Raw genomic sequence first — 26,965 nt, 5'->3', positions numbered from 1 at the left:
GCAGATCCTTCGATGCATACCATTGCCGGATGCCCCGAGAGCATCTCACGTCGCTGGCCGGAACCCCGTGGTACGTATGGCGTTCGGCGCTACTGCGGTCGGCCGGTTTTCCGGTGGCCGGGATGCGGCGGTTCGCGGCGCCCGCGCTCGCGGCGGCCGCCGACGGCCATCTCACCGGTGCCTCCAACGTGACCGCTTTCGAGGCCGCGTTCGACGCCGCCGCAACGGATCTCGGCCAAGCGGTCTACGACATCGCCTGCGACGATGCGTTCCGCGCTGCGCTGGCCTGGCAGAATCCGGCCGTCCTGGTCGCGGTCGACGCGATCCGGCGCGACGGCCCGCACGCCCCGCGCAATCTGCGCCGACGGCACCGCGAGGAGGTCATCGCGAAATACTGGCAGCGTTACTGCCTCAAGAACGACACCGTCGGCTTCTTCGGTCCCATCTGCTGGACGGAGCTGGGCGGCCCCGGTCCCGTCGCCACGGTGCGCCCGGGTGCGGCTTTGACGCGTACCCGCCGGGTTTTTCTCGAGCGGTGGGCGCTGGACGCGCTCGGCGAGGCGTTCGCCCGCGCGCAGGGCGTGCGGGAGTGGCTGCCGGTGCGGCTGGCGCCCCAGTTGACGCTGCGCGACGGGGTGCTGTTGCATCCGCACCGCGCGCCGCAGGCGCTGCCGGCGGCGACGGCCGCGCTGCTCGCTCTGGCGCAGCGGCGATCGCGCGTCGCGGACCTCGCCTCCGCGCTGGTCGGGGACCCGGCGAGCGGGTTCCGCCGGGCCGTCGACGTGTACGCGCAGCTCGACGAACTCGCCGAGCGGGGCGTGCTGCGGATCGGGTTCGACCTGCCGATCGACCTCACCGCCGAGGATGTGCTGCGCGAGCAGCTCGCCGCGATCGGCGACGACCTGGTCCGCGAACGGGTGCTCGGTGAGCTGGCCGCCATCGGCGTGCTGCGCGACGCGGTGGCCGCCGCCGACGACTCGGACACCCTGGCCGCCGCGATGTCCGCTTTGGAGGGCAAGTTCGTCGAGGTGACCGGTCGGGCCGCGCGGCAGCAGCCCGGCGAGGTGTACGCCGGGCGCACGCTGTGCCACCTGGAGACCGTACGGGACCTGGACATCAGCTTCGGTGACAGGCTGCTGGAGAGGCTTGCTCCGTTGGAGCCGCTGCTGCTGTCGGCGCGGTGGCTGACGGCGGCGATCGGCGACGCGTACGCCGAGGCGTTGGCCGCCCTCTACCGTGACCTGTCGGCCGATTCGGCCACTGCGGATGTTCCGCTGCCGGACCTGTGGTTCCTGGCACAGGCGGTCGTGTTCGGGGCTGACCCGCCCGGCGCTGCCGTCACCGCCGATTTCCTGGCCCGGTGGGCGAAGGTGCTCGGCCTGGCCGACGCCGATGCCGACGCCCGGGAGCTGCGGTTCGGCGCCGCCGAGCTGACCGAGCGGGTCGCCGCGGCGTTCCCAGCCGCCGTGCCCGGCTGGGCCGCCGCCCGGATTCACAGCCCCGACGTGCATCTGTGCGCCCCGGACGAGGCGGCCCTGCTGCGCGGAGACTTCACCGTCGTGCTGGGCGAACTGCACGTGGCCCTGGCCGCGTTCGACACGCACTTTTTCGCGTACGGGCACCCGGATCCGCAGCGGTTGCGCGACGGCATGCGGGCCGACCTGCCTGAGGGCCGGGTGCGGCTGCTGGCCCCGGTGGACTGGCCACGTCACACGGCCCGTATCGCGGAATGGCTGCACGGGCCCGCCGACGCGCAGCTCGGCTTCGTCAGCGCCCCCGGCGCCGACCCGGACCGCCTTGTGCCGATCACCGGCCTCACCGTGCGACCGGAAGCCGACGGCAGCCTGCGGGTGCACGCGGGCGACGGACGGCAGTGGCCGCTGGTGGAGGTGTTCGCGCAGCTTTTCGACTACCAGGTGTTCGACACGTGGAAGCTGGCCGGGAACGTCGGGCATACCCCGCGTATCACCGTCGATGACCTCGTGCTGGTGCGGGAGACCTGGCGCACCACGGTCGGCGACACCGGGCTGCACAAGGTGAAGGGCGAGCGGGAACGCTACCTCGCGGTGCGGCGCTGGAGGCTCGGCCTCGGCCTGCCCGAGCAGATCTTCGTACGGGTCGACACCGAGCTGAAACCCAGCTTCGTCGACCTGACCAGCGGCGTCTACACCCGGCTGCTGTGCACCCTGCTGCGGGGCGCGCACGAGCGGGGCGGCGACGGGGTCGGGCTGACCATCACCGAGTTGCTGCCCGGCCCGGGCGACGCCTGGCTGACCGATGCGGCCGGCCAGGCGTACGCCTCGGAGCTGCGGCTACAGATCGTCGATCCGGCGGCGGCGCTGGTGCGGTAGCCACGCGGTCGCATCCGCCGGCGCGTCGGGGGTCTCGGTGTCGAACAGTCGCAACCGGTGCTGGCCGTAGGCGCCCAGCGACACCACGGCCAGGGCCAGCCCGGACACGACGAACGCGAACCCGAGCCCTCGGCCAGGGCCGGTCCCGATCAGGGCACCGACGCTGTCGGCCAGGGCGCCGCCCGGAGCGAACATCGGCTCCAGCACCGACCCGCTCAGCGGCACCAGTACGGCGAAGCCCAGCGGCAACGTCGCCCAGGTCAGGGTCTGGATGATCGCCAGCACCCGGCCGTGGAACCGCTGCGGCACCTTCACCTGGATGATCGACAGGTAGATGCCGTTGTGCAGGCCCAGGCCCAGTCCCACGCCGAAGCTGCCGAGCGCGACCAGCGCAAGGTTCGGGCGTACGCCGCTGAGCACCAGGCTGATCGCGACGCCGAACGCGATCGTGATCAGGGCGGGCATCCGGCGCCTGGTCGGGCCACCCCATACCGCGATCACGAGGCCGCCCAGGACAGCGCCCAGCGCCTCGGCGAACGCGACGGTGCCGACCTGGCCCATCGTGCCGAACGCGAGCACCATCGGCGGCACCAACAGCAGGCTGGCCAGGCAGAGGTTGTAGAGCGAGAAGAAGCCGAGCATGGCCCGGAACCCCGGCTCCGCCCACGTCATCCGTGCCCCGCCGATCAGCTCGGCCAGGAATGGCTCCTTGCGTCGGCGGCCGAGCAGCTTGGGGAACTTCACCACCGCGAGGACGCTGATCGCGACCGCGTAGCTGACGATGTCGATCAGTAGTACGCCGGTCAGGCCGATCGCCGCGAGCAGGCCCGCCGCCAGCAGCGGCACCGCCAGCGAGCTGAGCCCGACGGCCAGTTGGGCGATGCCGTTGGCGTGCCCGAGGTAGCGCTTCGGCATGACCTGCGGGATCGCGGCCAGGTAGGTGATGCGTTGGAACACCGACGCCGCGCCGAGCACACAGACCAGGGTGTAGATGGCGGCCAGGCCCAGTTGGTCGGTCCACAGCAGCGTGGCCAGCAGCGCCTCCGCCGTCACGGCGGCCGCGCACGCGGCGAGTAGCACCTTGCGCCGGTCGAAGCGGTCCGCGACGGCACCTGCGACCGGCAGCGTCAGCAGTGCCGGGAGGTAGGCGATCACCCCGGACAGGCCGAACCACAGCATCGACCCGGTGGTCAGGTAGACCCAGACGGGTACGGCCCACTGGGTCAGCGCCGAGCCGGTGGCCGAGATCAGCTGGCTGGCGGTGAGTGCCAGGAAGCGGCGTACGCCGGGCTGCACGTCGGCGCCGGCGGTGGCGGGGTCGGCGCTGGTGGCGGCTAGTTCCCAGTCGCCACCAGCGAGCCGGTCCGTCGTGGCCGGCGCGGCGGAGGGCTCGGCCAGCCGGAGATGGGTCTGGGTGACCACCTGGGCGAGCGCCTTGGCCCGCTGCTTGATGAAGTAGTGCCCGGCCTGGTCGAGGACCACCAGTGCGGTGGATACGCCGAGGAAGCTCCACTCGCGGTAGCGCTCCTCGTAATACTCGGTGAGCATGTCGTGGGTGCCCACGACGGAGATCACCGGCGCGGCCACCTGGACAGGCTCGGCCTCCAGCCACTCGGTGAACTTCTCCTGCGCCTCGGCGGCCTCCCGCCGCACGTGGTAGACGAACCGGTCGACCTGCGCCTGGTCCAGGTCGGCCAGCTCGGCGCCGATCGAGCGGAGGAACGTCTCGTAACGCCGGTCCGCGCCGCGGGAGTCGACCCAGTCGACGAGGCGGCCGAGCATGTTGTCCGGCCGGGCCGTCGGGAACACGCCGCCCGCGTAGATCGCTTCGATCGGGCGGCCCTGCTCGTGCAGCCGCCGGGCGATACCGGTCAGCAGGGCGCCGCCGACGCAGTGGCCGTACAGGACCAGCGGACCGTCCACCCGGTCCTGGATTTCGGTCACGCACCGGTCGACCAGCTCACCGAAGGGCAGCGCGGTGTCGCTGACCCCGACGTCATGTCCAGGGACCGCCACTGAGAACAGCGTGTGCCCGGGTGGCAGCTCGTCCGCGAGCGGCTGGTAGATGCTGGCCAGCCCGCCACCATAGGGTACGCACACGTAGGTCCGCACCCGCTGCGCCGCCGGGACCGGCTTGGTCAGTTCGTAGAGCAGCGGCCGCTGGCGCTCCGCGTCGGCCGGGCCGTCGATCAGCGCGGCCAGCCCCTGCACCGTGGGGTGCTGGAACACGTCCATCACGCCGACGTCGATGTGCCCGAACGCGTCGCGCAGCGTGGCCAGCATCCGGATCGCCAGCAGCGAATGCCCGCCCAGTTCGAAGAAGTCGTCGTCGAGCCCGACGTCCTTGATCCCCAGCACGTCCTGCCAGGCGGCGGCGATGGCCTGCTCGACCAGGGTGACCGGTGGCCGGCGCACGGCGGCCGGGCTGCCGTCATGCCCGGGCGCGGGCAGCGCGGCGGTGTCCAGCTTTCCGTTGGGAGACAGGGGCAGCGCGTCCAGCGGCACGAACGCCGACGGCACCATGTACTCCGGCAGCCGCCGCTTCAGCGCCTCCCGCAGCGCCGCCCGGTCCAGGGCCTCGGTCCCCGTCGCCAGCGTCACGTACGCCACCAGGCGCTGCTCGGCGGGCGTGGCGCCGCGTACGGCGACGGCGGCGGAGCCGACTTCCGGCTGCTCGCGCAGCACGGCGGCTATCTCCCCCAGCTCGATCCGCAGGCCGCGCAGTTTCACCTGGTCATCGACGCGGCCGAGGAACTCCAGCGTGCCGTCGGTCCGCCAGCGGGCCAGGTCACCCGTGGCGTAGAGGCGCCCGCCGGTGTCGTCGAACGGGTCGGCGACGAACGTGCCGGCGGTGAGTTCGGGGCGGTGCAGGTAGCCCCGGGCCACCTGCACCCCGCCGAGGTGGAGCTGCCCGGCGACGCCGACCGGTACCGGCTGCAGAGCCTGGTCGAGCACATAGGTACGGACGTTGCGGATGGGCCCGCCGATCGGCACCCGGCTGACCCCGGCCAGCGCTGTGGGCGTAGCGGCCCAGGCGGTGACGTCGATCGCGGCCTCGGTGGGCCCGTAGAGGTTGTGCAGCGCGGCGGCCGGGAGGGCAGCCACGGTCCGGCGGGCAAGTTCGAGCGGCAGTTCCTCGCCGCTGCACACGATCCGCCGCAGTGACCCGCATCGGGCGAGGTCGGCGGGACCGGCGGTGGCCAGGAAGGCGTCCAGCATCGACGGCACGAAGTGGACGGTGGTGACCTGCTCCCGCTCGATCAGATCCCGCAGGTACGCCGGGTCGCGGTGTCCGCCCGGCTGGGCCAGCACCAGCCGCGCACCTACGGTGAGCGGCCAGAACACCTCCCACACCGACACGTCGAAACCGATCGGCGTCTTGTGCAGCACGGCGTCGTCGGGTCCGAGCCCGAAGGCGTCCTGCATCCAGTCGAGCCGGTTGACGATGCCGGCGTGCTCGTTGATCACGCCCTTCGGTCGCCCGGTGGACCCGGACGTGTAGATCAGGTACGCCGCGTTGCCCGGCCCTGCGGCGGTGCCCGCTGCAGTCTCGGGCTGGTCCGGACCGGTCAGCGGCAGCACCACGCCCGGTACCGCCAGCCCCTCCGGCACCTCGTCGGCCAGCAGCACCCCGGCACCGGCATCCGCCAGCATGAAGGCCAGCCGCTGCGCCGGATAGTCCGGATCCAACGGCAGGTACGCCGCGCCGGCCCGGTGAATGCCGAGCAGCCCGACGACCAGGCGGCTGGAGCGGGGCTCATGGATGGCGACGATCGACTCAGGCCCCACACCGTGCGCGATCAGCCGCCGTGCCACCTGCTCTGCGGCGGCGGACAACTCGGCGTAGGTCAGCCGGTTGCCGCCGTCGACCAACGCGACCGCGTCCGGCGTACGCCGGGCCTGGCCGTCGAACAGCTCCGCCAGGGTGGTCTGGCGCACCGGGGCGTCGGTGGCGTTCCAGCCGGTCACGACCTGGGCGCGCTCGGCTTCCGACATGATCGGCAGCGCGCCCACCCTGGTCCGGGGCGCTGCGGCAGCGGCCGCGAGCAGCAGCAGGTAGCGGTCCGCGAACGCCTCCATGCTGGCGGCCGCGAACAGGGCGGTGTTGTACTCCAGCCGCAGTTCGTCCCCGGCGATCTCCAGCGACAGGTCGTCCATGGCGCCGCCGAACGCCTCACCGCGGCCCGTCGGCAGATGATGGAACGTGACCTGATACAGCGGCGGTACGCCGGGGTCGCGCCGCACCGCCAGGTCCTCGACGAGCTTCTGGAACGGCATGTCCTGGTGGTCCCACGCGTCGAGCACGACGTGGCGCACCCGGCGGACCAGGGTCAGGAACGGCGGATCACCGGAGACGTCGACCCGCAGCGTCAGCATGTTCATGAACATGCCCAGCAGCGGCGCCAACTCGGCGCGGTCGCGGCCCACCACCGGCATGCCGACCACGATGTCGTCGCTGCCTGAGAGCCGGTGCAGCAGCGCGACGTAGGCGGCCAGCTGCACCATGAACGGGGTCGCGGCGGCCTGCTGGGACAGCTCGGGTAGCGCCTGCGCCACGCCGTCGGGCAGGGTGCGGCGTACGTCGCTGCCGCTGAACGTGCGAGTCGGCGGGCGCGGATGGTCGGTGGTCAGCGCGTGCACGGCGGGCAGGCCGGTCAGCGTCTCCCGCCAGTAGTCGCGCAGCTGACCCAGCCGAGGGCCGTCGAGGCGGTCGCGTTCCCAGGCGGCGTAGTCGGCGTACTGGATGGGCAGGTCGGGCAGGTCCGGCGTCCGGCCCGCGACGGCGGCGGCGCACAGCTCGGTCAGCTCGGCACGCAGGTTGAGCAGTGCGGTGCCGTCCAGGATGACGTGGTGCCCGGCGAACAGCAGCCACCAGGTGTCCGCGTCGAGCCGCAGGAGCCGCGCCCGCCACAGCGGTGCGCTGTCCATCGGCAGGTCGAGGCGGGCGTACTCGGCGACGATCTGGGCGCGGGTGCGTTCCCGGTCCGGCTCGGTCAGCCCGGACAGGTCGGTCACCGGCAGCTCGATCGGCACGGTGGGGTGGATGTCCTGGTAGAGCTCGCCGTCGGTCAGGCGCAGGGTGGTGCGCATGGCCTCGTGCCGTTCGGTGACCGCTCGCAGCGCGGCGAGCGCCTGCTGCGGCCCCGCGCCCGGTGGCAGGGTGACCGCGTCGGTCATCGTGAACAGCGGCTGCCCGGGGCTGAGCTGGGCGGTGAACCAGACCCGCTCCTGAGCATAGGAGGCGGGGACGGTGTAGACGTCGCCCACCGCCGCGAGGTCGTGCCGCGTCTCGGTCATGCGGGTTGCCCCGGTCTGCGCAGCCGCGGGATGGGTGCCTCCGCGGCGGCGGCCGGTGGGGCGCCGCGTAGCGACTCGATCCGGGCGGCCATCGCGGTGACGGTCGGCGCGTCGAACAGCACCCGCATGGACAGCCGGGCGCCGACGGCCTGGCGGATGCGCAGCACCAGCTGCGCCGCCACCAGCGAGGTGCCGCCGAGTCGGAAGAAGTTGTCGTGTGGGCTGACTTCGGCGACGCCGAGGACGTCGCCCCAGATCCGGGCGATGGTGGCGGTCAGGTCGCCGTCAGCGGCGGCCGCGGTGGAGGTCACCGTGGCGGCGGCCGAGGCGAGTCGCCGCTCGTGGCCGGCGACCGCGGCCACCGGGTAGGCGCCGATCGCCACCGAGCCGGTGCGGCCCTCGGCGAGGACCCGCTGCCCCGCGGCGACCGCCGCCACGGCGGGGAGCCCGTCGTGTTCGGGCACGCCGTCGTCCTGCCACGCGCCCCAGGCCAGCGACACGAGGCGGGTCGGCCAGCCGTGCGGGCTGCGCGGGTACGCGTCGAGGAATGCGTTGCCGGCCGTGTCGTCGGCCCGGCCCAGGCCACCCGCGAGCGCGGTCACCGACGAGGTCAGCGCCACGAAGTCGAGCGGCAGGTCACCGAAGACCTCGCGCAGCACCAGCGTGCCGGTGACCTTCGGTCGCAGTTCCGCCGCCGCGTCGGCCAGCCGCGACCCGGCGGACAGGCCGGTGTCGGGCAGCTTCGCGGCGTGGATGATGCCGTCGAGGCCGCCGAGGTCACGCAGGACTTCGGCGCGTACCGCCCGCATGGCGGCCACGTCGGTAACGTCGGCGGTGAGGTGCCGCACCCGGGCGCCCGCCTGTGCCAGGGCCTCGATCGTGGCCGGCGGCGGCTGCGCGGTGCGGCTCACCAGCACCAGCTGCGCGCCGCGCCGGGCCAGGTCGGCGGCGAACGCGCCGCCGACGCGGCCCAGCCCGCCCGTGATCAGGTAACGCCCGCCGTCGCGGATGCCCAACCCCGAGGTGGTACGCCCATTCGGCCGGACCGCAGCGAACTCGCGGGTCCAGCGGCGCCCGCCCAGCCGCAACGCGACCGTCTCGGCCCGCTCGGTGCCGAGCAGTTCGTCCACCACCGCGTCGATGCCGGGGTCGCCCGGGTCGGCGTCGACCCAGTGGCAGCGCACCTGCGGGCGTTCCAGCGGCACCGAGCGCACCACCCCGGCCACGGTGGCGTGCTCCGGGCGCACCAGGTCGGCCCCGGTCACGTCGGCCACTCCGGTGGTGGCCACGTCTAGTTGCACACCGGCGGCCGGCAGCGCGTCCAGCAGCGTCAGCAGCGCGTAGTACCCGTGCTCCTGGGCCGCCGACACAGCGTCCGCATCGGAGTCGGCCGGGTCGCCGTCGAGCGCCCAGGCGTGCACGATCCGGGCGGCCCGGCCGTCGTCGGCGCACTCGTCGAGCAGCCGCTGATAGTCGGCGGCGTTGGTCGCTCGCAGCCGGTAGCCGTCGGGGCTGACGGCGAAGGCAGCCCCAGGGCGGACCACGGTGATGTCGGTGCCGCGCTCACGCAGCCGGGCCGCGAGGGCCGTGCCCCGCTCACCGGCGGCGAAGAGCAGCAGCTGACCGGGCGCTTCGGCGGGTGCCGTGGCGGGCAGTTGGTGCCAGACCGGCACCTCGACGACCCCGTCGTCGTAGCGGCGGTCGGCGGCCGGTTCGGCGGGTGCGGCCACCGGCGCCGGGTCGATCCAGTGCCGGGTCCGCTGGTACGGGTACCCGGGCAGGGGCACCCGGCGTGGCGTGCCGGGCGCGGGCAGGCGTACGGGGATCCCGGCCGTCCACAGCCGGCCCGCCGCCTCGTAGGCGGTCTGCCGGTCGGTCAGCTTCTCCCCCGGCGCGGGCAGCGTCCGCAGCGGCGCCCTGGCCCCCTTGGGCTGGCTGAGCCGGGCGAGCCCGGCGAGCTGGCGGCCGGGCCCGCACTCCAGCAGGAGCCACTCGTCGGCGGCACCCGTCGCGGCGAGCCCTGCCACGGTGGCCCCGAACCGCACCGGCCGGCACAGCTGTTCCCCCCAGTACGCCGGATCGGTGACCTGCTCGTCGGTGAACGGTGCGGCGGTCGCGGCCGACCACACCGGCAGGTTCGGCGCCCGGCGGGGCACCGCCGCCACCAGCGCCGCGAACTCGTCGCGCACCGGGTCCAGCAGCGGCACGTGCATCGCGTACGGCGTCCGCAGCAGGGTGCAGCTGACGCCGCGTTCGCGCAGCGTGTCGGCGAAGGCGGTGACCGGCTCTGGTGCGCCGGCCAGCACGCAGGTGTTGGGCCCGTTGCTGATCGCCATGGCGACGCCGGCGGGCAGCAGGGGCGAGATGTCGTCGGCGCCGCGCTGCACGGCGAGCATGCGGCCCTGCGGCGCGGCCTGGACCAGGCGGCCCCGGGCAGCCGCGAGCCGCAGCGCGTCGGGCAGGTCGAAGACCCCGGCCACGGTCGCCGCCACGAGCTCGCCGATGGAGTGGCCGATCATCGCGGCGGGCGTGACACCCCAGTGTCGCCACAGCATCGCGGTGGCGTATTCGATGGTGAACAGGGCGGGTTGCAGCGCCGCGGGTTCGGCCAGCCGCTCGTCGGCACCGGGTTCCGTGTTGAAGATCAGCTCGTGTGGGTTCCAGCCGAGGATCCGGCCGCATTCGTCCACGGTGGCCGCGAACACCGGCTCGGTCGCGGCGAGGCGCGCGCCCATGCCGGGGTGTTGCGAGCCCTGGCCGGGGAAGAGCAGGCCCACCCGGGGCACCGTCGCGGCGTCCCCGCTGGCCCGACGCTTCGGGTCGGTCAGCGCCGCGGCCGCCTGGGCCGCGTCCACCGCGACGACGGCGGCCCGGTGCTGATAGACCGGCCGTCCCTCCCGCAACGTGTACGCCACGTCGCGCAGTTCCCGCTCCGGCCGGTCGGTGAGCCGGGTGGCCACCTGGGCGCACGCCGCCGCCAGCGCGGCCGGGGTCGCGGCGGACACCTGGATCAGCTCGCCCCCACCGTGATCCGGCGCCGTGGCGGGTGCGGGAGGCGGTGCCTCCTGGAGCAGCAGGTGCGCGTTGGTGCCGCCAAGGCCGAGTGAGCTCACCCCGGCCCGCAGCGGTCGCTGCTCCTCGGGCTCCCACTTGGTCAGCGTCGACACCACGTAGAACGGGCTCGCCTCGAAGTCGATCTCCGGGTGCGGCCGGTCGTAGTTGATGCTGGGCGGGATGAGCCGGTGCTGCATCGACAGCACGGTCTTGATCAGGCCGATCACGCCACCGGCGGCACTGAGGTGGCCGATGTTGGCCTTGGTCGAGCCGACCCCACACCAACCCCGCTCGGTGGCACGCCGCCCGTAGGCCGCCGTCAGCGCCGCGATCTCGATCGAGTCGCCGAGGACCGTACCGGTGCCGTGCGCCTCCACGTAGCTGACCGAGCGCGGGGCGACGCCGGCGACCGCGAGGGCCTGCACGACGACCTCCAACTGCCCGCTGACGCTGGGTGCGGTGAAGCTCGCCTTGGTCATGCCGTCGTTGTTGACCGCATTGCCGATGATCAGCGCCCGGATGTCGTCTCCGTCGGCCCGCGCGTCGGACAGCCGCTTGAGCACGACAACCCCGACCCCGCTGCCGTAGACCGTGCCGTTGGCCTGCGCGTCGAACGGGCGGCAGTGCCCGTCGGCGGACGTGTATCCGTCGTCGGCGACGTACCCGACGGCGTGCGGCAGTTCCACGCACACCCCGCCCGCGAGCGCCGTGTCGCACTCGCCGTTGCGTAGCGCTTCGCTGGCCAGGTGTATCGCGACCAGCGACGACGAGCAGGCGGTCTGCACGGTCATCGCCGGGCCGCGCAGGTTGAGCCGGAACGACACGGTGCTGGCCAGGTAGTCGGGCTTGTTGCCCAGCGACACCCGCAGCTCACCCGCGCCCGCCAGCGCCTGCGGGTTCCGCCGGACGTTGAGCCACTGGTAGAGGTCGGCGTTGCTGCCCGCGTAGACGCCGATCTCGCCGTCGTAGCGGGTCGGGTCACAGCCCGCGTCGGTCAGAGCGGCGTGCGCGTGCTCCAGGAACAGTCGTTGCTGCGGGTCGGCCAGCTCCGCGTCGCGCGGGCTCATTCCGAACAGACCCGCGTCGAACTGGTCGAACTGGTCGAGCACGGCCGCCACCGGCACGTACGCCGGATCGTCGAGCTCGTCCTCGCTCACCCCGCGCGCCAGCAGCTCAGCCCGGCTGAACCGGGTGAACGACTCGGTGCCGTCGACCAGGTTGCGCCAGAACTCCTCCGCCGACGATGCCCCCGGCACGCGCAGGCTGAGCCCGACGATCGCGATCGGCTCCACTGCCTCGTTCGTCATGGCGTCCCTTCCGGCTCGGCCGAATCGCTGATGTGCAGGCGCAGCTCGCTGACATAGTGGCGGCCCTGGCCGTCGGGCAGCCACGCCTGCGGCAACCCGGGCAGCAGCTCCGACACCGTCACCGGCACGTCGTCGCCGCCCTCCAGATGTGCCGCCCGCAGCAGCAGGCAGAGCCGGTTGGCGTACAGCGGGCTGGTCAGGTCGGCGTACGTGGGTTTGAGTTCGGTGGCCACCCGGATGAAGACCCGCTCCGGCAGGCCCAGCGCGGCCCGCCACCGGCGTACCGCGAGGTAGCGTTGTGCCTGGTCGATGGCGCTGGTCAGGCCGGTCTGCCCGACCGTGGTGCGCCACGTCTCCCGGGCCAGCACCAGTTTGTCGACGGTGACCCGGGCGCTGTGCGGGCGCTCGGTCATCAGCTTGAACGCGTCGCCGGCGTGCACCGCGATCAGGTCGGCGAACACTTCGACCAGCGGCCAGCGGGTGCCGTCGGGCCCGGTCGCCACCAGCACGCCGTCCACCTCAGACACCAGGGCGGCGTTGGCCGGCACGAGCCGGTCCCGCCCAGCGCCCGGCGCGTCGGCGAACGCGAGCCGGTAGTCGCCCGGCCCGAACAGCGACGCCGACAACCGGCCGCCGACCCGGGGGAATTCGACCGGGTAGATCGGGCGCAGCCGTCCCGAGCCCAGGTCCGCCGCGTACGCGCGCCGCAGCCGGTTCAGGTCGGGATGGCAGTGCGTGAACAGCTCGGCGTTGAACGTCGCGTACGCCGCGTGCAGCTCACCGAGCACCGCCCCGAACTCGCCGTCGACCAGCGCCCGCGGCGACTCGGCGAAGATTTGCAGGTCCGGGCTGTGTACCCGGCCCGCGCTCCAGCCGGGGCGGGTCGCCGGGAACTGCTCGGCCACCCGGGGCGCCAGCTCGGCCGAGCTGACCTCCAGCCGCGCGGCGTCGGCGGGCAGTTCGGCGAGCCCGAGCACCCGTTCCCAGCGGGTGGCGAATTCGTGCGCGACCCGGTCGACGGGCCGGTCGCCGGGCCCGAACAGCGGACCCTGGGCGAGGAACCACAGGTCGCCGAGCCGGACCGGTCCGTCGCCGCTCAACTCGGCGTACAGGTCACGCAGCGCGTCGCCGTACGCGGCGGCCAGTGCGGCCGTGAGCCAGCGCGCCGCCTGCAACGGCAGGGCCAGGGCCGGGGCCAGGGCGTCGAGCAGGCCGGTGCCGACGGTGAACTCCACGTCGCGGGCGGTCTCCTCGTGGCACAGCGCCCGCCCGGCGTAGTTCTGCCCGGCCCGGCGGCGCGGCGGCAACCCCGTCAGCTCGGTGAACTCCGAGTCCAGCGCGGACAGCGCATCGGCCAGCGCGGCGGGGTCACCGGCGGCGTCGGCGACCCGGGTCCGGGCTCCGGCCAGCCGGTTCAGCCCGGCCAGGGCGTTTTCCCGCAGCGCCGGGTCGCCGATGGCGCCGATCCGCTCGCGCAGGCGCTCCGCCGCGGCGAACCCCTGCGGCAGGTCGAAGTCCCAGCGCAGCAGGCCCCGTTCGGCCAGGTGCGTCAGCAGCAGGAACCCGTCCTCGGACTGGCGCACGCCGGCGCGCTCGTCGCGGACCAGGTCGTCGACGATTTCCCGCGCGGGGCGGCTGCCGTCGCACCACGCCAGCGCGACCGACTCGGTCAGCGACACCGGTGTCGGGCGTTGGGCGGGCCGGTGCACGACCCGCCCGTCCAGGTGGGCGTGCGGCGCCAGGGCCGGGGCCAGCCACGCCCGCACCAACGGGTCAGCCGCCAGTTTGTCCGCGTACGCGGACAGGGCCCAGTATTCGAGGTAGACGGCGCGCCGGCGCAGCAGGCCGGGGCCGGGCATGGTGGTGATGGTGGCCGGGCCGGGTTCGACGGTGCCCCAGCACACCGGCCCGAAGAAGCCGATGGTTTCGCACTTGGCGACATATCGCTGCCAGTACCCGGCGACGACGTTCTCCCGGCCCCGGCGGCGGACGTTGCGTGGCCCGTCCGGGCCGTCCTTGACCAGCCCGTCGAGCGCCACCAGGACGTCCGGGTTCTGCCAGGTCACGGCCTCACGGAACAGCGGGTCGGCGGCGATCTCGCACACCGCCGCCGCCGACGCCCGGGTGGCGTCGGCGTACGCGGCCGTGAACGCCGACGCGTCGAGGTCACCGGCGAGGTGACGGTCGGCGGCGTCGGCGCAGTCCGGTGCGGCGAAGCGGTCCAGGCCGTCGGCGGGGAACCCGGCGCTGCGCAGCAGCGCGTCCCGCCAGACCGACCAGCCGGTGTCGCCGAGTGGGACCAGGTGGGTCACGTCGGATCAGCTCCGACAGCGGGCTCACCGGTCGAGTGGCGCCGGGCGCGCTGGAGACGGACGGCACCGCGACGCGTAGCCCGTTCCACCGCCGCGTCCTCGGCGCTTCCCGCCGGCGATTCCGTGGACGCGCGGGCGTCGTCCAGGTATGTGGCGAGCGTACGGACGGTCGGATGGCGGAACAGGTCCACCAGCCGCAGGTTCGTGCCGAGCAGCCGGTTGAGCTGCCGCTGCACGACGGCGACGGCCAGTGAGCCACCGCCGACGTCGAAGAAGCTGTCCGTCGCCGCCACCTCTGGTACGCCGAGCACGCTGCACCAGACCGACGCGATCTGCCGTTCGGTGGCGGTGGCCGGGCGCGCGGTGATCGCGCCCGAGCGGCCCACGGCCCGCTTGACCCGGGCGGCCCGGGTCACGTCGCCCGGCCTTCCGGCCGGGATGGCCGTCCAGCCGGGCAGCTGGGACACGGGTTGCCGCGGATCGGCGGCTCCGGCCCGCAGCATCTGCTCGACCTCGCCGAGCACGGCCGCCATCAGGCCGGTGCCGTAGACATCCGGGTTGAAGACGATCTCCACTCGCAGCTGCCCGTCGCGGGTCACGCCGTAGAGGGTGAGGTCGAACGGCGACCCGGGCGCGGCCACCGGCACCGGTTCGCTGCCGAGCCCGGCCAGGTCCAGGTTCGGCTCGTCGAACGTGTACATGTTGAACAGCACCTGCACCAGCGGGCTGCGGTCCAGCAGACCGCCGAGGCCGAACCCGCCGACGACGCGTTCCACCGGCGCTTCCGGGTGCGCGAGCGCGGCGAGGAGTTCCTCCCACGCGGCGCGCACCTGCTCGGCGAAGCCCGCCTCGGGGGCCGGGCGCAGCCGCAGCGGTGCGATCTCGATGAAGAACCCGACCATCCGCTCGAAGTCGGCGGCTCGCCGGTCCACCGTGGGCGTGCCGATGACCAGGTCCGGGTGGCCGGTGCGCCGGGCCAGCACCAGCGCGAACGCGGCCAGCACGGCGGCGGCCGGGGTCGCGCCGAGCCCGGCGGCGAGGTCGGTGAGGGCGGCCGTCGCGGCCCGGTCCAGCCGGGTGGTCACGGTCGCGCTGGTGAAGGTCTGTTCGGCGGGCCGGTCTCGTCCCCCGGGCAGCTCGATCACGACGGGTACGCCGGTCAGGTGCTCCAGCCACCAGTCAAGGTCCTGCTCGGCGCGTCGCAGGGAGCGGTCGGCGCGCCACGCGACATAGTCGCCGTAGGTGGCGGGCAGCGGCGGCAGCGGCGCACCGTCGCCGAGCGCGGCGCGGTAGGCGGTGGCGAGGTCGGCGTAGAACAGCGACTGGGACCAGCCGTCGAACACGGCGTGGTGGGCGTAGACGGCCAGCACGTGCTCGTCGGCGCCGGTCCGGATCAGTTCGGCCCGCCACAGCGTGTCGGTGGCCAGCGTGAACGGTGCCGCCGCAGCCGCCGCGAGGTGGGTGGCGAGGTCCGTGCCCGGGGCCAGTTCACGCACGGGCAACGGCACCGGCGCGGGCGGGTCGGCCACGGCGTACGGGACGCCGTCGGTGTCCGGGATGCGCCAGCGCAGGATCTGCTGGCGGTCCGCGACGGCGGTGAGCGCCGTGGCCAGGGCCGCGATGTCGAGGGGGCCGGTGAGCCGTTCGGCGAAGGCGACGTTGTAGGCCGACGCGGCGGCGAGGAAGTAGCGGTCGAGGAACCACAGCCGCTGCTGCGCCGGGGACAGGGCCGGTGGACGGCCCCGGGTGACGGTGGCCGGGCTGGCCTCGGCGGCGGCGTCGGCGCGGGCGGCGATGCCGCGCAGCGTACGGCCGATCAGCACGTCCTCGATCGCGATGTTCCGGCCCAGCCGCTCCCGCAGGTCGGCGACCAGCCGCATCGCGGTGATCGAGTGTCCGCCGTGGTCGTAGAAGTCGGCGTCGCGGTCGACGGCCGGTTCGTCCAGCAGCGCCGCCCAGGCCTGCGCGATGAGGCGCTCGGTGTCGGTGGCCGGTGCCTCGCGCTGCGGTGCCGGGGCGGGTTCGGCGGCGGTGAGCGCGGCCAGCCGTTCGGTGTCGATCTTGCCGTTGATGGTGATCGGCAGCGCGGCCATGGTGAACATCCGCGCCGGGACGGCCGCGGGTGGCAGCAGCCGCGCGCAGTAGGCGCGCAGGTCCGCCACGTCCAGGCCGGTGGCCACGTACGCGACGAGTTCCTGGCCGCCGGGGCCGCCGCGCGCCTGGACGCTGGCGTTGCCCACCTCGGGGTGGCGGCGCAGCACCGCCTCCACCTCGCCGAGTTCGATCCGCTGTCCCCGGATCTTGACCTGCCGGTCGGCCCGGCCGAGGAATTCCAGGCTCCCGTCGGGCAGCCATCGGGCCAGGTCACCGGTGCGGTAGAGCCGCTGCCCGGGCTGCGCGGTGAACGGATCGGGGATGAACCGCTCCGCGGTACGCGCGGCGTCGAACAGGTACCCGCGGCCGAGCCCCGGCCCGCCGGCCAGCACCTCGCCGATCTCACCGGGGCCGACCTCGCGCAGGCGGTCGTCGACCAGGTGGATACGGTGGTTGGCGGCGGGCTTGCCGATCGGGATGGGCCCGGTCCAGTTGCCGCTGCCCTCGAACCAGGTCACCAGCACCGTCGCCTCGGTCGGGCCGTAGACGCTGATGAACCGGCGGCCCCCGTCGGTCCACCGGCCGACCTGCTCCGGTCCGGTTGCTTCCCCACCGGTCATCACCAGCCGTACGCCGGGCAGCCGGGCCGGGTCCAGTAGCGGCAGGATCGGCGGCGGCAGCACCACGACGTCGACGGCCTGCTCGGCGCAGACCCGGTAGAGCCGGGTCGGGTCGGCCCGCTCGGCGTCGCCGGCCAGCACGACCGTGCCCCCGGCAGCCAGCGGAGCGAGCAGGTCGGCCACCGACGCGTCGAACCCGATCGAGGCGAACGCCAGGCATCGGGTCGTCTCGTCGTAGTTGGAGAAGTCCGCGATGTTGGTGACCTTCTCGGTCAGCGCCCGGTGCTCGATCACCGCGCCCTTGGGCTGCCCGGTCGACCCGGAGGTGAACATCGCGTACGCCGTGGTGGCCAGCGTCGCGGGCGTCGGCTGCCAGGGCGCCGTTTCGGCTGGTACGCCCAGCACGGTCAGGTCACCGAAGGCTTCGGGCGCGGCGGTGGGCGTACCCACGATGAGGTGAAGGCGGGCCTCGGCGGACAGTTCGCGCAACCGCTGCGGTGGCAACGCCGGGTCGAGCGGCACATACCCCGCGCCGGCCGCGTGCACGCCGAGCAGGGCGACCACCAGGTCCGGACGGCGATCCACGCAGACACCGACGAGGTCGTCCGGGGCGATGCCGTGTGCGCGCAGCGACGCGGCGAGGGCGCTGGCCCGGCCGACGAGGTCGCCGTAGCTCAGGGTCAGATCGCCCTGCACGACCGCGGGCGCGTGGGGACGCCGCTGGGCGTGCCCGGCGACCAGGTCGGGCAGGCACAGCTCGGGATAGGGCAGGTGGGGGCCGGTCATCGTCTTGCCTCGATCCAGTGTCTGGTCCGTTGGAACGGATAGCCGGGCAGCGGAACCCGCCGCCCCCGCACCACGGGCAGGTCGCCACCGTCCAGCCAGGAACGCGCGACGGCGTCGTCGGCCACCGGTCCGCCCTGCGCGAGCGCGGTCAGCTGCCCCACCGCCTCGTCGGCGTCGGCGCACCCGACCGCAGCCCGGTACGCCAGCCGCCGCCGTCCCACCGCCAGCGTGTGCGCCACGTCCGCCACGGCGAGGTCACCCACGGCCAGCCGCTCTGCCAGCCGCCGGGCCAGCTCCCGCAGCGCGGCCGGGCTGCCCGCCGACAGCCCCAGCACCACCCGATCATGACGTTCTTGCTCGTCATGGTTGTTCGCGCCGGGCGCCTGCGCCACCAGCACGTGCGCGTTGGTGCCGCCGAGGCCGAACGAGCTGACCCCGGCCCGCCGCTCCCCGGCCCACGGCCGGGTCTGCGCGCTGACCTCGGCACCCGCCGCGGCCAGGTCGATGTCGCCGTGCGCGCCGGTGAAGTGCGCCGTCCCCGGCACCTGCCCGGTGTGGACGGCGTACACAGCCTTGATCAGGGATATCACGCCGGCGGCGGCGTCCAGGTTGCCGAGGTTGCCCTTCAACGAGCCGAGCAGCAGCGGGCTGCCGCGGCCCCGGCGTACCCGAGTCAGGGCGTCGACCTCGATCGCGTCCCCCACCGAGGTGCCGGTGCCGTGACCCTCCAGATAGCCCACATCGGCCGAGTCCCAGCCCACCGACGCCAGCGCCTCCGCCAGCACCGCCGCCTGCCCCGCCACGCCCGGGATGGTGAAGCCGGGCCGGTCGGCGCCGTCGTTGTTCACGGCCCAGCCCGGCAGGACGGCGTAGACGTGGTCGCCGTCGGCGCGCGCCTCGGCGAGGCGTTTGAGCACCACGGCGCCGGCGCCGTTGCCGAACACCTGCCCGGTCGCGGCCGCATCGTAGGGACGGCACACCCCGTCGGTGGCCAGCAGTCCACCCGGCCGCCGGCGGTAACCGGCCTGCCGGGTCGAGACCACCGCCGAGCCACCCGCGATCGCCACGTCGCAGCGGTAGTCCAGCAGGCTCTGCGCCGCCTGACACACCGCGACCAGCGATGTCGAGCAGGCGGTCTGGATCGCCACAGCCGGTCCCGCCAGCCCCAGCGCGTACGCGGTGCGCGTCGGCAGGTAGTCGCAGCCCGAGCCGGTCAACACGTCGTCCCAGTCCTCAGCCAGGCCACCGAAGCCGGGCTGCAGAGCGGGATTGCCCAGCAGGTGATGGTGCAGGTAGCGGTTCGGGCCGCAGCCGGCGAACACGCCGACCTGGGCCGGGTCGCGGTCGGGATCGATTCCAGCGTCCTCCAGGGCGCGCCAGGCGACCTCGAGGAACAGCCGGTGCTGCGGATCGAGCAGCACCGCCAGCTCGGCGGGATAGCCGAACAGGTCCGCGTCGAAACCGTCCAGGTCGTCGAGCCGCCCGAACACCGGCACCCAGTCGGGGTCGGCGAGCGCACCCTCGGCGGCCGTCAACCGACGCACCGAGTCCACCCCGGACAGCAGGTTCCGCCACATGGCGGGTGCGTCGTCCGCGCCGGGCACCCGGCAGGACAGGCCCACCACCGCGATCTGGTCGGCCTCGCTCACGCCCCACCCTCCCCGCCGCCACCGCCCCGCGCGGCCCTGCGCCGCGCCATCCGGTACCCGACCGCCGCCAAACGACCATCCGCCGGTACGCCAGCGGCGTCCGCCGCCGCCAGGTGTGCCGCCAGCGCCGCCACCGTCGGGAACTCCACCAGCCGGGCCAGCGGCACCCGCCGGTCGAGGCGTTCCTCCAGGTGCCGCTGCAGGAGGGCGAGCTGGAGCGAATGCCCGCCCAACTCGAAGAAGCTCACCTGGCGGTCCACCCCGGGCAGTCCCAGCACCGCGCACCAGCCCGCCGCGATCGTCTCCTCGACCGGCCCCGACGGCGGCCCGCCGGCCCCCGCGACGGCTCGCGCCGCCTCGGCATCCGGATCGGGCAGGGCGGCCTGGTCGAGCTTGCCGGTCGGGCCCATCGGCAGCTGCGCCACCGCCACCACGGCGCGGGGCACCATGAAGTCCGGCAGCACCGCCGCCAACTGCTCCCGCAGCCGTCCCGGCTCGATGCTCGCGCCTGCGGCCGGGACCGCGTACGCGATGATCTCCTGCTCGCCGGTGCCGGACGCGGCCGCGCTGCGCCGGGCCACCACGGCCGCCTGGCCCACCCCGGGCAGCCCGGCCAGGTGGGCTTCGACCTCGCCCAGCTCCACCCGATAGCCGCGGATTTTCACCATCCGGTCGCGGCGACTCAGGTAGACCAGCATCCCGTCGGGCAGCCGCCGCGCGATGTCCCCGGTCCGGTACGCCCGCACCCCGCCGTGCTCGATGAACCGGGCCGCAGTGAGCTCCGGCAGGCCCAGGTACCCCAGCGCGACGTGCGGGGTACGCACGATCACCTCGCCGGTCAGGCAGGTCGGGCGCCCGGCCGGGTCGGCCAGCACCACCTCGATGCCCGGCAGCGGGTGCCCGATCGGCACGACGTTCTGCTCCAGCTGGGCGCCGGGCGGCAGGTGGTGCTGTGCGGCGAAGCTGATCTCGGTGGTGCCGTACCCGTTGACGAACACCACACCGGGCGCGAACGACCGCCGGGCCAGCGTTACGTCGTGCCTGGTCACCTCCTCGCCGCCGAGCACGACGGCGCGGATCGACGGCAGCCGCCCGCCCTCGCCCAGGCTCGCCACCACGTATCGGTAGACGGTCGGGGTGGAGTGGTAGATCGTGACACGCCGGTCGGCGAGGGCGCCGGCCAGGTGGCCGAGGCCATGCGCGCGAACGTCGACGGGGACGGCTGCGGCACCGGACAGCAGGGCGCTGAAGGTGTCGGTGACCGCCATGTCGTAGCCGAACGAGGTGAGCACGCTGGTGCGGTCATCCGGCCGGATGGCGAAGTTACGCACGTGATTGCGTACGCCGAACAGCACGTTGCGGTGGCTCTGCACCACACCCTTCGGCATCCCCGTCGACCCCGAGGTGTACAGCACGTACGCCGGGTCGTCCGGCCGTCCGGGCCCCCGCAGCAGCGACAGGTCGGCCGGGGAGGTGCCCGGCCGCGGGTGCACGATCGGCAGCTGCGGCAGCCCGGCTTCGGCGGCCAGCGTGGCGGCGAGCCGCGCGTGCTCGGGGTCCGTGACGATGGCCCGCACCCCGGCATCGCGCAGCATCCCGGCCAGCCGGACCGCCGGGAACCCGGTGTCCAGCGGCACGTACGCGGACCCCGACGCCAGCGCCGCCAGGATGCCGGTGATCGTGGCTACGCCGTGTCGGCACAGCACCCCGACCGGCGCAGGCGCTGCGATGGTGCCCGGATCGGCCAGGGCCACGGCGGTCGCGGCGACGGCGGCGCCGAGCTCGCGATAGGTCACGGTCGCGTCGTCGGCCAGCACCGCCACCCGCTGCGGGTACGCGGCAACGACCGAAGCGAACGCTGCCGGGATCGTGTCACCGCGTACGCCGTCGGCTTCGGTGCCGTCGCCACCGTGCAGCCGGCCCAGTTGCGGTGCCGGCCGCTGGTCGTAGCGGGCCGACGGCAACACGTCGGCCGACGACGCGGCCGGGTCCAGGGCGGACAGAAACTCGGCCAGGTCGGCGCACAAGTCATCGGCGTAGTCAACGGGCAGCCCCGACAGGGCGCCGTCGACCAGATCGGGGCCCAACTGGACGCTGGCGTCGGCGGCGGAACCCGGCGGTGCCGGGCGCACCGCCCGCCACAGCTCGCGGATCTGCGCGTCGGCGGTCAGGTCCAGCGCCACCAGGTCGTCGCCGTGCCCCAGCGTCACGACCTGGGCGCCCGTGTACCGGCGCACCAGCAGGGCGACCGCGGTGAGGACCACCGCAGCCGGGGTGACCCCGGCGGCGTGGGCCTGCGCGGCAAGCCAGGCAGCCCGCTCGGGTGACAGGCCGAGCGGGCGGTCGGAGCACGTCGGGTTCACCAGGTGTTCCCGACGGCGGCCACGACGTCGGCGACCGTGGACACCTCGGCGTCGGCGACGGCTACGGCGAAGTCGTTGGAGTAGCTCCCGGTGCCGTGCACCACGATGTCGTGCCCGGCCGGCACCAGGCCACGGTCGATGGCGTTGCAGACACCGGTCAGCGCCATCACGATCGACCACTCCCGCAGCTGCTCAGGGTCGGCGGGGAGCGTGAGCCCGGCGTTGGCGAGCCAGTCCCGGGCCACCGGGTAGCGCTGGGCGCATTCGCGCCGCGACACGACGATGCCGTCGCCGCCGTGCCGCTCGATCAACGCGTTCATCGCCGGGGAGGTCACCGGGCAGTGGGTGTAGAAGGTGGGGTCGAGCACCTCGGCCGGGTCATCGGTGACGGCCGGGAAGTGGGCGTCCTTGTCCTGCGTCCAGGCACCCACGCCCTCATCCAGCGTGTAGGCCGGGCAGTTGTCCCGCTCGAACGAACCGTGGCGCAGGCTGAGCACCATGTCGGGCGTACCGAGGTGCTGCACGAGCAGGAAGCCGGGCCGGTCGGCGGGGCTGGCCTTGCCCGCCGCTTCGAGCACGTCGCGGCCCAGGTTGTAGCCGAGCAGGCCGAAAGCGCTGGAGACGGCGTGCGCGTGCCAGCGCGGGCGGGCAGCGCCGGCCGGGGCCACGTCAGCCTCGAAGGCGGCGCGGGCGGCGTCCGCGACCAGGTAGTTCTTCAGGTCCAGGGTGTACCACAGGGTGATGCCGTGCTTGTCGTGCATCGTGGCGGCGTACTCGTCGACGAACGCGCGGCCGAGCGCCTTCACCCCCTCCGGGTCGCTGCCGGTGTACCGCAGCAGCGGGTTGACCTGACGCGACCGCGGGTCGGCGGCCAGCGCGTCGTGGCGGAACTTGTGCCGGGTCGACTGCGGTGCCAACACCACGATGGACAGCTGCTCCGGCGTCACCAGCCCGGCCGCGTAGGCACGGGCCACCGAGTCGCGCAGTGCGACACCCTTGTTGCCGGAGGTCGGCGTGAAGATGCACAGCCGGGTCCCGGTGCGCCGGATGTGTTCCACCGCGCGGGCGACGATCACCATCGACGCGAACGTCTTGGTGGTCTGGGTGCCCGGGTTCGCCGTCAGGTCGAGCAGTTGGAGGTGGTGCCCGCCGTATTCGCCCAGCCGGGACCAGCTCGCGGTGGCGGCGGCGTAGTACTCGCGCACCGCCGGGGTCAGCTCGGGCAGGTCGAAGCCGGGCGCGAAGCCGGGCGTCCCGGCCGGGCCGCCGGGAACGGCGCCGCACTGATCCACCGCCGCCGCGATGACGTCGTAATAGTCGGTGATCAGGTTGCGTGTGGTCGGGGCGGTCACGGACATCGGGATTCCTCCAACACACGAGGGGCCTGCGCCGGCGCCGGTGGCATCGTTCGCAGCTGGTCGCGCAGGGCGATGAACCGAGCAAAGACCTCAGGCAGTTCCGTCACGCGCCAGCCTTCGGCCAATTCCGGCTGGTACGCCGACAGCGCCGCCCGGGCACGCTCCGGATATCGCACGTGGCCGTCGCTGACCTCGACGCCGTCCCGGTGCCCGGCGACGGTGTTCCAGGCGACAGCCTGCGCCGCGCTGACCTCGGGCGGCAGCCGCAGCTCGGCCCGCCCACCGCTGAGCCGGACCGGATAGCCGCCCGGCAGCCCCAGCGGCCCGGGCAGGCTCGCCACCACCTCACCCGCGTCGGCAGCCAGCCCCGCCACCAGGGCGGCGGCGGCATGCCCGGCCAACGCGTTCAGCTGCGGCCGCGGCAGGGCACGGTAGCCGGCCAGCAGCCCGGTGACGTCCGGGACGGGCCGGCCGTCCAGCCAGGCGCGTACCTCGGCGGTGGTGTCCCCCGTGCGGTCCGGGCCGGGCGCGGCGAGGTGGGCATGGTGGCCGAGCACCGCCAGCCGCCCCGGCCCGGGACGGTCCAGCGCGGCGTCCAGACACGCGGCCAGGGTCGCCACGTTGCCGATGCCGCACAGCACGGGCAGATTCAGCGCCGCCAGCAGCGGGTTGACCGCGTCCGGGAAACAGCCGTTGACCAGCAGCGCGTCCGGTGCGCCGCCGGCCAGCGCGGCGGCCAGCCGGGACACCAGCTCGGCCTGCAACGCCAGCGTCACCCCGAAGCCGGCCGCGGCGACCAGGTCCGTCCAGGCCGACGGCGCGTGCACCCGCTCGTACGGCGACTGCGTCGACGCGGCGCAGACCAGCACGTCAGGGCGGAGCCGGGCCATCGACGCGGCGTCGGCGGCGTACCCGTCGCCGGGCTCGGTGCACGGTTCGGCGGTGAACGGTTGGGCGGTGAAGCTGACCCCGGTCCCGGCGACCGTGGCGCGCACCTGCGCGCCCCGGGCCGCGCCGGCCGCAGCGGTCAGGTCCCGGGCCAGCACGGTCACGCGTACCCGCTGGGGGGTGTGAATCGAGGCCAGGGAATCGCACAGCGAGCGGGCGAGCTGGCCGCTGCCCACCACGACGACATGCCGCGGCGCGTTACCGAGGGGGACTGTCATCGCGTCTCGCGTCCGCGACCCGGGCCAACCAGTCGGCGAAGGACCCGGCGCGCAGGCAGCTCGCCGGGGACACCTCCAGGTCAGCCATCTCGCGCACCCGGTGCGCCACACGCAGCGCGGTCAGCGAGTGCCCGCCGAGGGCGAGGAAGTTGTCGTCGTCATGCACGGCCTCGACGCCGAGCGTGACCCGCCACGCCTCGCGCAGCCGGTCGGCGAGGCCGCCGCCCTGCTCCGGGGCCGTCTCCCCGTGTCGCCGGGGTGGCGGCGGCAGTTCCAGCCGGGCCACCTTGCCGTTGGGCAGGCGGGGCAGGCTGTCGACGAAGACGAGCTGGTCCGGGTGCATCGCGGGCGGCAGCACCGACGCCAGGTAGCCCTGGAGGAGCCCGGTCGTCAGCAGCTGGTCGGCGGGCTCGTCCCAGGGCGAGGCCGCCGGCGGCTGATCCTGCGGCCGCATCGCGTAGAGGTAGCTGACATCGGCGTCCGCGCCGACGTTCCAGTCACCGATCTCGTGCACCTCGAACCCGGCCGCCGACAGCAGCTCGCGCACCTGCGGCGCGGTCACGCTGCTGCGCTCGACCTCCAGGCACACCTGGCCGATGCGGCGCCAGTGCTCCGGGCGCAGACCCCGAAGCACACTCAGCTCGGCGCCCTCGGTGTTGACCTTCAACAGGTCAACCCGGTCCAGCCCGAACCGGTCCAGCAGCTCGGACAGCGTCACCGTCGGCACCATGTGCGCCACCGAGGTCAGGCGCCGGTGCGCGTCGGCCAGCAGCGCGGCCTGCTCGGCCTCGTCGGCGTCGCCGCCACCCTGCCGGTAGTGCGACTGGACCAGGTCCGACGCGGCTTCGGCCCGATCGGCGCCCAGGCCGGACAGGTAACTCAGCTCGGGGAACGAGATCAGCTCGGCCGTGCCCGCCACATCCGTCACCGCGGCCTCCACGATCGAGGCGGACTCGGCGTAGAGGCTGAGGTTGGCCCGAAGGTACGGCAGCGTGTCCGGGTTCGGCTCAACCGCGATCAGGTGCACATCGCGCGCCTGCCGGGTCGCCCACAGCGAGAACAGACCGATATTGGCGCCCACATCGACAACGACCGCACCGTCACCGAGGCGTACGCCGAACCGCGAATACTCCGCGTGGTCGAAGATCTGCCGGTAGAGGAAGACCGCCTCGTCCGGCGACGCCGCCGTCACCGCCATGCCGTTGGGCAGCCGGAACCGGGTCAGCCCGCCGATCGCCGGGGCCCGCCGAGGCTGCGGCACCACGTACCCGACCAGGCGCGGCCCGGAATCCTCGTCCGGCACGGCCACGACCACCGCGTCGTGCACGGCGGGATGCTTACGCAGCACCGCGGCGACCTCGCCCGGCTCCACCCGGATGCCCCGGACCTTGACCTGGTCGTCAACCCGGCCCCGGAACTCCAGGAAACCCTCCGGCGCGACCCGCACCAGGTCACCGGTGCGGTAGAGCCGGGCACCCGGCCGGACCGGATCGGGCCGGAAACGTTCCGCTGTCCGCTCGTCGTCGCGCAGGTAGCCCAGGCCGACCGCGACCCCGCCGATCCACAGCTCACCGGTCTCGCCGTCGGCGACCGGCCGGAACTCCTCGTCCAGCACCCGCGCCGACACCCCGCCGATGATCCGGCCGACCGGGGCGATGCTGCCCGCGTACGCCTCGGAACAGTCCCAGTAGGACACGTTGATTGAGGTCTCGCTCGGGCCGTACCCGTTGAACAGCCCGCACGGCAGCGCCGCACGCCACCGCCGGACCAGTTGCATGTCCAACGCCTCACCCCCGCACAGCACCCGCCGCAACGTGACACAGCCGGCGAGTTCCGGCTCGTCGAGCACGTGCCGCAGCATGGTCGGCACGAAATGGGCGGTAGTGACGGCTTCCCGCTGGATCAGCCGGACCAGGCCGAGACTGTCGAACTGCAGGCCCGGCCCCGCGATGACCACGGTGCCACCCGCGATGAGCGGGGAGAAGATCTCGTGCACCGACGCGTCGAACCCGATCGACGACTTGTGCAGCACCCGGTCGTCGGCGGCGAAACCGAACCAGTCGTGGCCCCAGGCCAGCCGGTTGACCAGCCCGGCGTGGTGCAGCACGACACCCTTCGGCTGGCCGGTGGACCCCGAGGTGAACAACACCAGCGCGGCCTGCTCCCCCGGCGGCAGCCAGCCCCCACGATCCAGCGGATCGGCCCCCGCCACCACCGAGGCGGTACGCACATCGCGCCAGCGGGTGCCCGCCGGCGCGGCGACGGTAGCGTGCCGCTCCGCGTACAGGACGAGCCGGGGTGCGGCCATGGCGAGCAGCTGCTCGACTCGCCCGGAGGGCAGCTCCGGATCGACCGGCACCGCGACCGCGCCCACCGCGAGCGTCGCCAGCAGCGACGTCACGTAGTCGGCGGACCGGTGCAGGTAGAGGCCGACCAGGTCACCCGGCCTGATCCCGCCCCGGCGCAGCAGTTCGGCCGTCGCGCCGACCCGCTCCCACAGCTGTGCGTAGCTCACCTCACCGTCGGGGCCGACGATCGCCGGCCGGTCGGCGTCGACTCCCGAGGGCCGGTGCACCAGATCGAGCAGGTAACGCGGACTGGACATGG

At 73.9% G+C, this 26,965-nt stretch carries 10 protein-coding genes; 1 reads left to right on the top strand and 9 read right to left on the bottom strand.

Annotation, left to right across the window (positions count from 1 at the left end; all coding sequences use genetic code 11):
* Nucleotides 1-29 precede the first annotated feature (29 nt).
* Nucleotides 30-2,351 (top strand): lantibiotic dehydratase, encoded by a 2,322-nt coding sequence (locus tag AB0C02_RS20430; RefSeq protein ID WP_357549989.1) that lies wholly within the window; start codon nucleotides 30-32, stop codon nucleotides 2,349-2,351.
* Here AB0C02_RS20430 and AB0C02_RS20425 read toward each other — a convergent pair.
* Genes AB0C02_RS20425 through AB0C02_RS20385 form a run of 9 tightly spaced genes read right to left on the bottom strand, consistent with a single transcriptional unit; the run spans nucleotide 2,313 to nucleotide 26,963 of the window.
* Nucleotides 2,313-7,649 carry an amino acid adenylation domain-containing protein gene (locus AB0C02_RS20425; protein ID WP_357549985.1) on the bottom strand — a complete coding sequence of 1,779 codons (5,337 nt, stop codon included), beginning with the start codon at nucleotides 7,647-7,649 and terminating at the stop codon, nucleotides 2,313-2,315. The genes AB0C02_RS20430 and AB0C02_RS20425 overlap by 39 nt on opposite strands.
* Entirely contained in the window at nucleotides 7,646-12,010 is a 4,365-nt protein-coding gene (locus tag AB0C02_RS20420; RefSeq protein ID WP_357549982.1) for a type I polyketide synthase, read from the bottom strand. Before AB0C02_RS20420 ends, AB0C02_RS20425 begins: the two co-directional genes overlap by 4 nt.
* Nucleotides 12,007-14,322 (bottom strand): lantibiotic dehydratase, encoded by a 2,316-nt coding sequence (locus AB0C02_RS20415; RefSeq protein WP_357549979.1) that lies wholly within the window; start codon nucleotides 14,320-14,322, stop codon nucleotides 12,007-12,009. Before AB0C02_RS20415 ends, AB0C02_RS20420 begins: the two co-directional genes overlap by 4 nt.
* The gene (locus tag AB0C02_RS20410; RefSeq protein WP_357549974.1) at nucleotides 14,319-17,822 is read right to left on the bottom strand and encodes an amino acid adenylation domain-containing protein; all 3,504 of its coding nucleotides are present in this window, start codon (nucleotides 17,820-17,822) and stop codon (nucleotides 14,319-14,321) included. The genes AB0C02_RS20415 and AB0C02_RS20410 overlap by 4 nt, the downstream gene beginning before the upstream one ends.
* Nucleotides 17,819-19,471, bottom strand: a complete 1,653-nt coding sequence (locus AB0C02_RS20405) for a beta-ketoacyl synthase N-terminal-like domain-containing protein (RefSeq protein ID WP_357549971.1) — start codon at nucleotides 19,469-19,471, stop codon at nucleotides 17,819-17,821. The genes AB0C02_RS20410 and AB0C02_RS20405 overlap by 4 nt, the downstream gene beginning before the upstream one ends.
* Nucleotides 19,468-21,834: a non-ribosomal peptide synthetase gene (locus AB0C02_RS20400; RefSeq protein ID WP_357549970.1), complete on the bottom strand. Its 2,367-nt coding sequence runs from the start codon at nucleotides 21,832-21,834 to the stop codon at nucleotides 19,468-19,470. Before AB0C02_RS20400 ends, AB0C02_RS20405 begins: the two co-directional genes overlap by 4 nt.
* On the bottom strand, nucleotides 21,831-23,192 hold the full coding sequence (locus AB0C02_RS20395; RefSeq protein ID WP_357549969.1) for a DUF6002 family protein: 1,362 nt from the start codon (nucleotides 23,190-23,192) through the stop codon (nucleotides 21,831-21,833). Before AB0C02_RS20395 ends, AB0C02_RS20400 begins: the two co-directional genes overlap by 4 nt.
* Complete coding sequence (locus AB0C02_RS20390) at nucleotides 23,183-24,358, bottom strand: potassium transporter TrkA (protein WP_357549967.1); 1,176 nt, start codon at nucleotides 24,356-24,358, stop codon at nucleotides 23,183-23,185. The genes AB0C02_RS20395 and AB0C02_RS20390 overlap by 10 nt, the downstream gene beginning before the upstream one ends.
* A complete protein-coding gene (locus AB0C02_RS20385) occupies nucleotides 24,339-26,963 on the bottom strand; it encodes an amino acid adenylation domain-containing protein (RefSeq protein WP_357549966.1) in 2,625 nt (874 codons plus the stop codon). The genes AB0C02_RS20390 and AB0C02_RS20385 overlap by 20 nt, the downstream gene beginning before the upstream one ends.
* Nucleotides 26,964-26,965 lie beyond the last annotated feature (2 nt).

This window comes from Micromonospora sp. NPDC048999, assembly GCF_040649295.1.
Lineage (GTDB): Bacteria > Actinomycetota > Actinomycetes > Mycobacteriales > Micromonosporaceae > Micromonospora.
This window is presented reverse-complemented; position numbering and strand designations above follow the sequence as displayed.

What these genes read in the sequence shown, in the direction of transcription:
- AB0C02_RS20425 (WP_357549985.1), bottom strand. Translation starts at nt 7,649, where the DNA reads ATGACCGAGACGCGGCACGACCTCGCGGCGGTGGGCGACGTCTACACC.
- AB0C02_RS20410 (WP_357549974.1), bottom strand. Translation starts at nt 17,822, where the DNA reads ATGACCGGCCCCCACCTGCCCTATCCCGAGCTGTGCCTGCCCGACCTG.
- AB0C02_RS20390 (WP_357549967.1), bottom strand. Translation starts at nt 24,358, where the DNA reads ATGACAGTCCCCCTCGGTAACGCGCCGCGGCATGTCGTCGTGGTGGGC.
- AB0C02_RS20420 (WP_357549982.1), bottom strand. Translation starts at nt 12,010, where the DNA reads ATGACGAACGAGGCAGTGGAGCCGATCGCGATCGTCGGGCTCAGCCTG.
- AB0C02_RS20395 (WP_357549969.1), bottom strand. Translation starts at nt 23,192, where the DNA reads ATGTCCGTGACCGCCCCGACCACACGCAACCTGATCACCGACTATTAC.
- AB0C02_RS20385 (WP_357549966.1), bottom strand. Translation starts at nt 26,963, where the DNA reads ATGTCCAGTCCGCGTTACCTGCTCGATCTGGTGCACCGGCCCTCGGGA.
- AB0C02_RS20430 (WP_357549989.1), top strand. Translation starts at nt 30, where the DNA reads ATGCCCCGAGAGCATCTCACGTCGCTGGCCGGAACCCCGTGGTACGTA.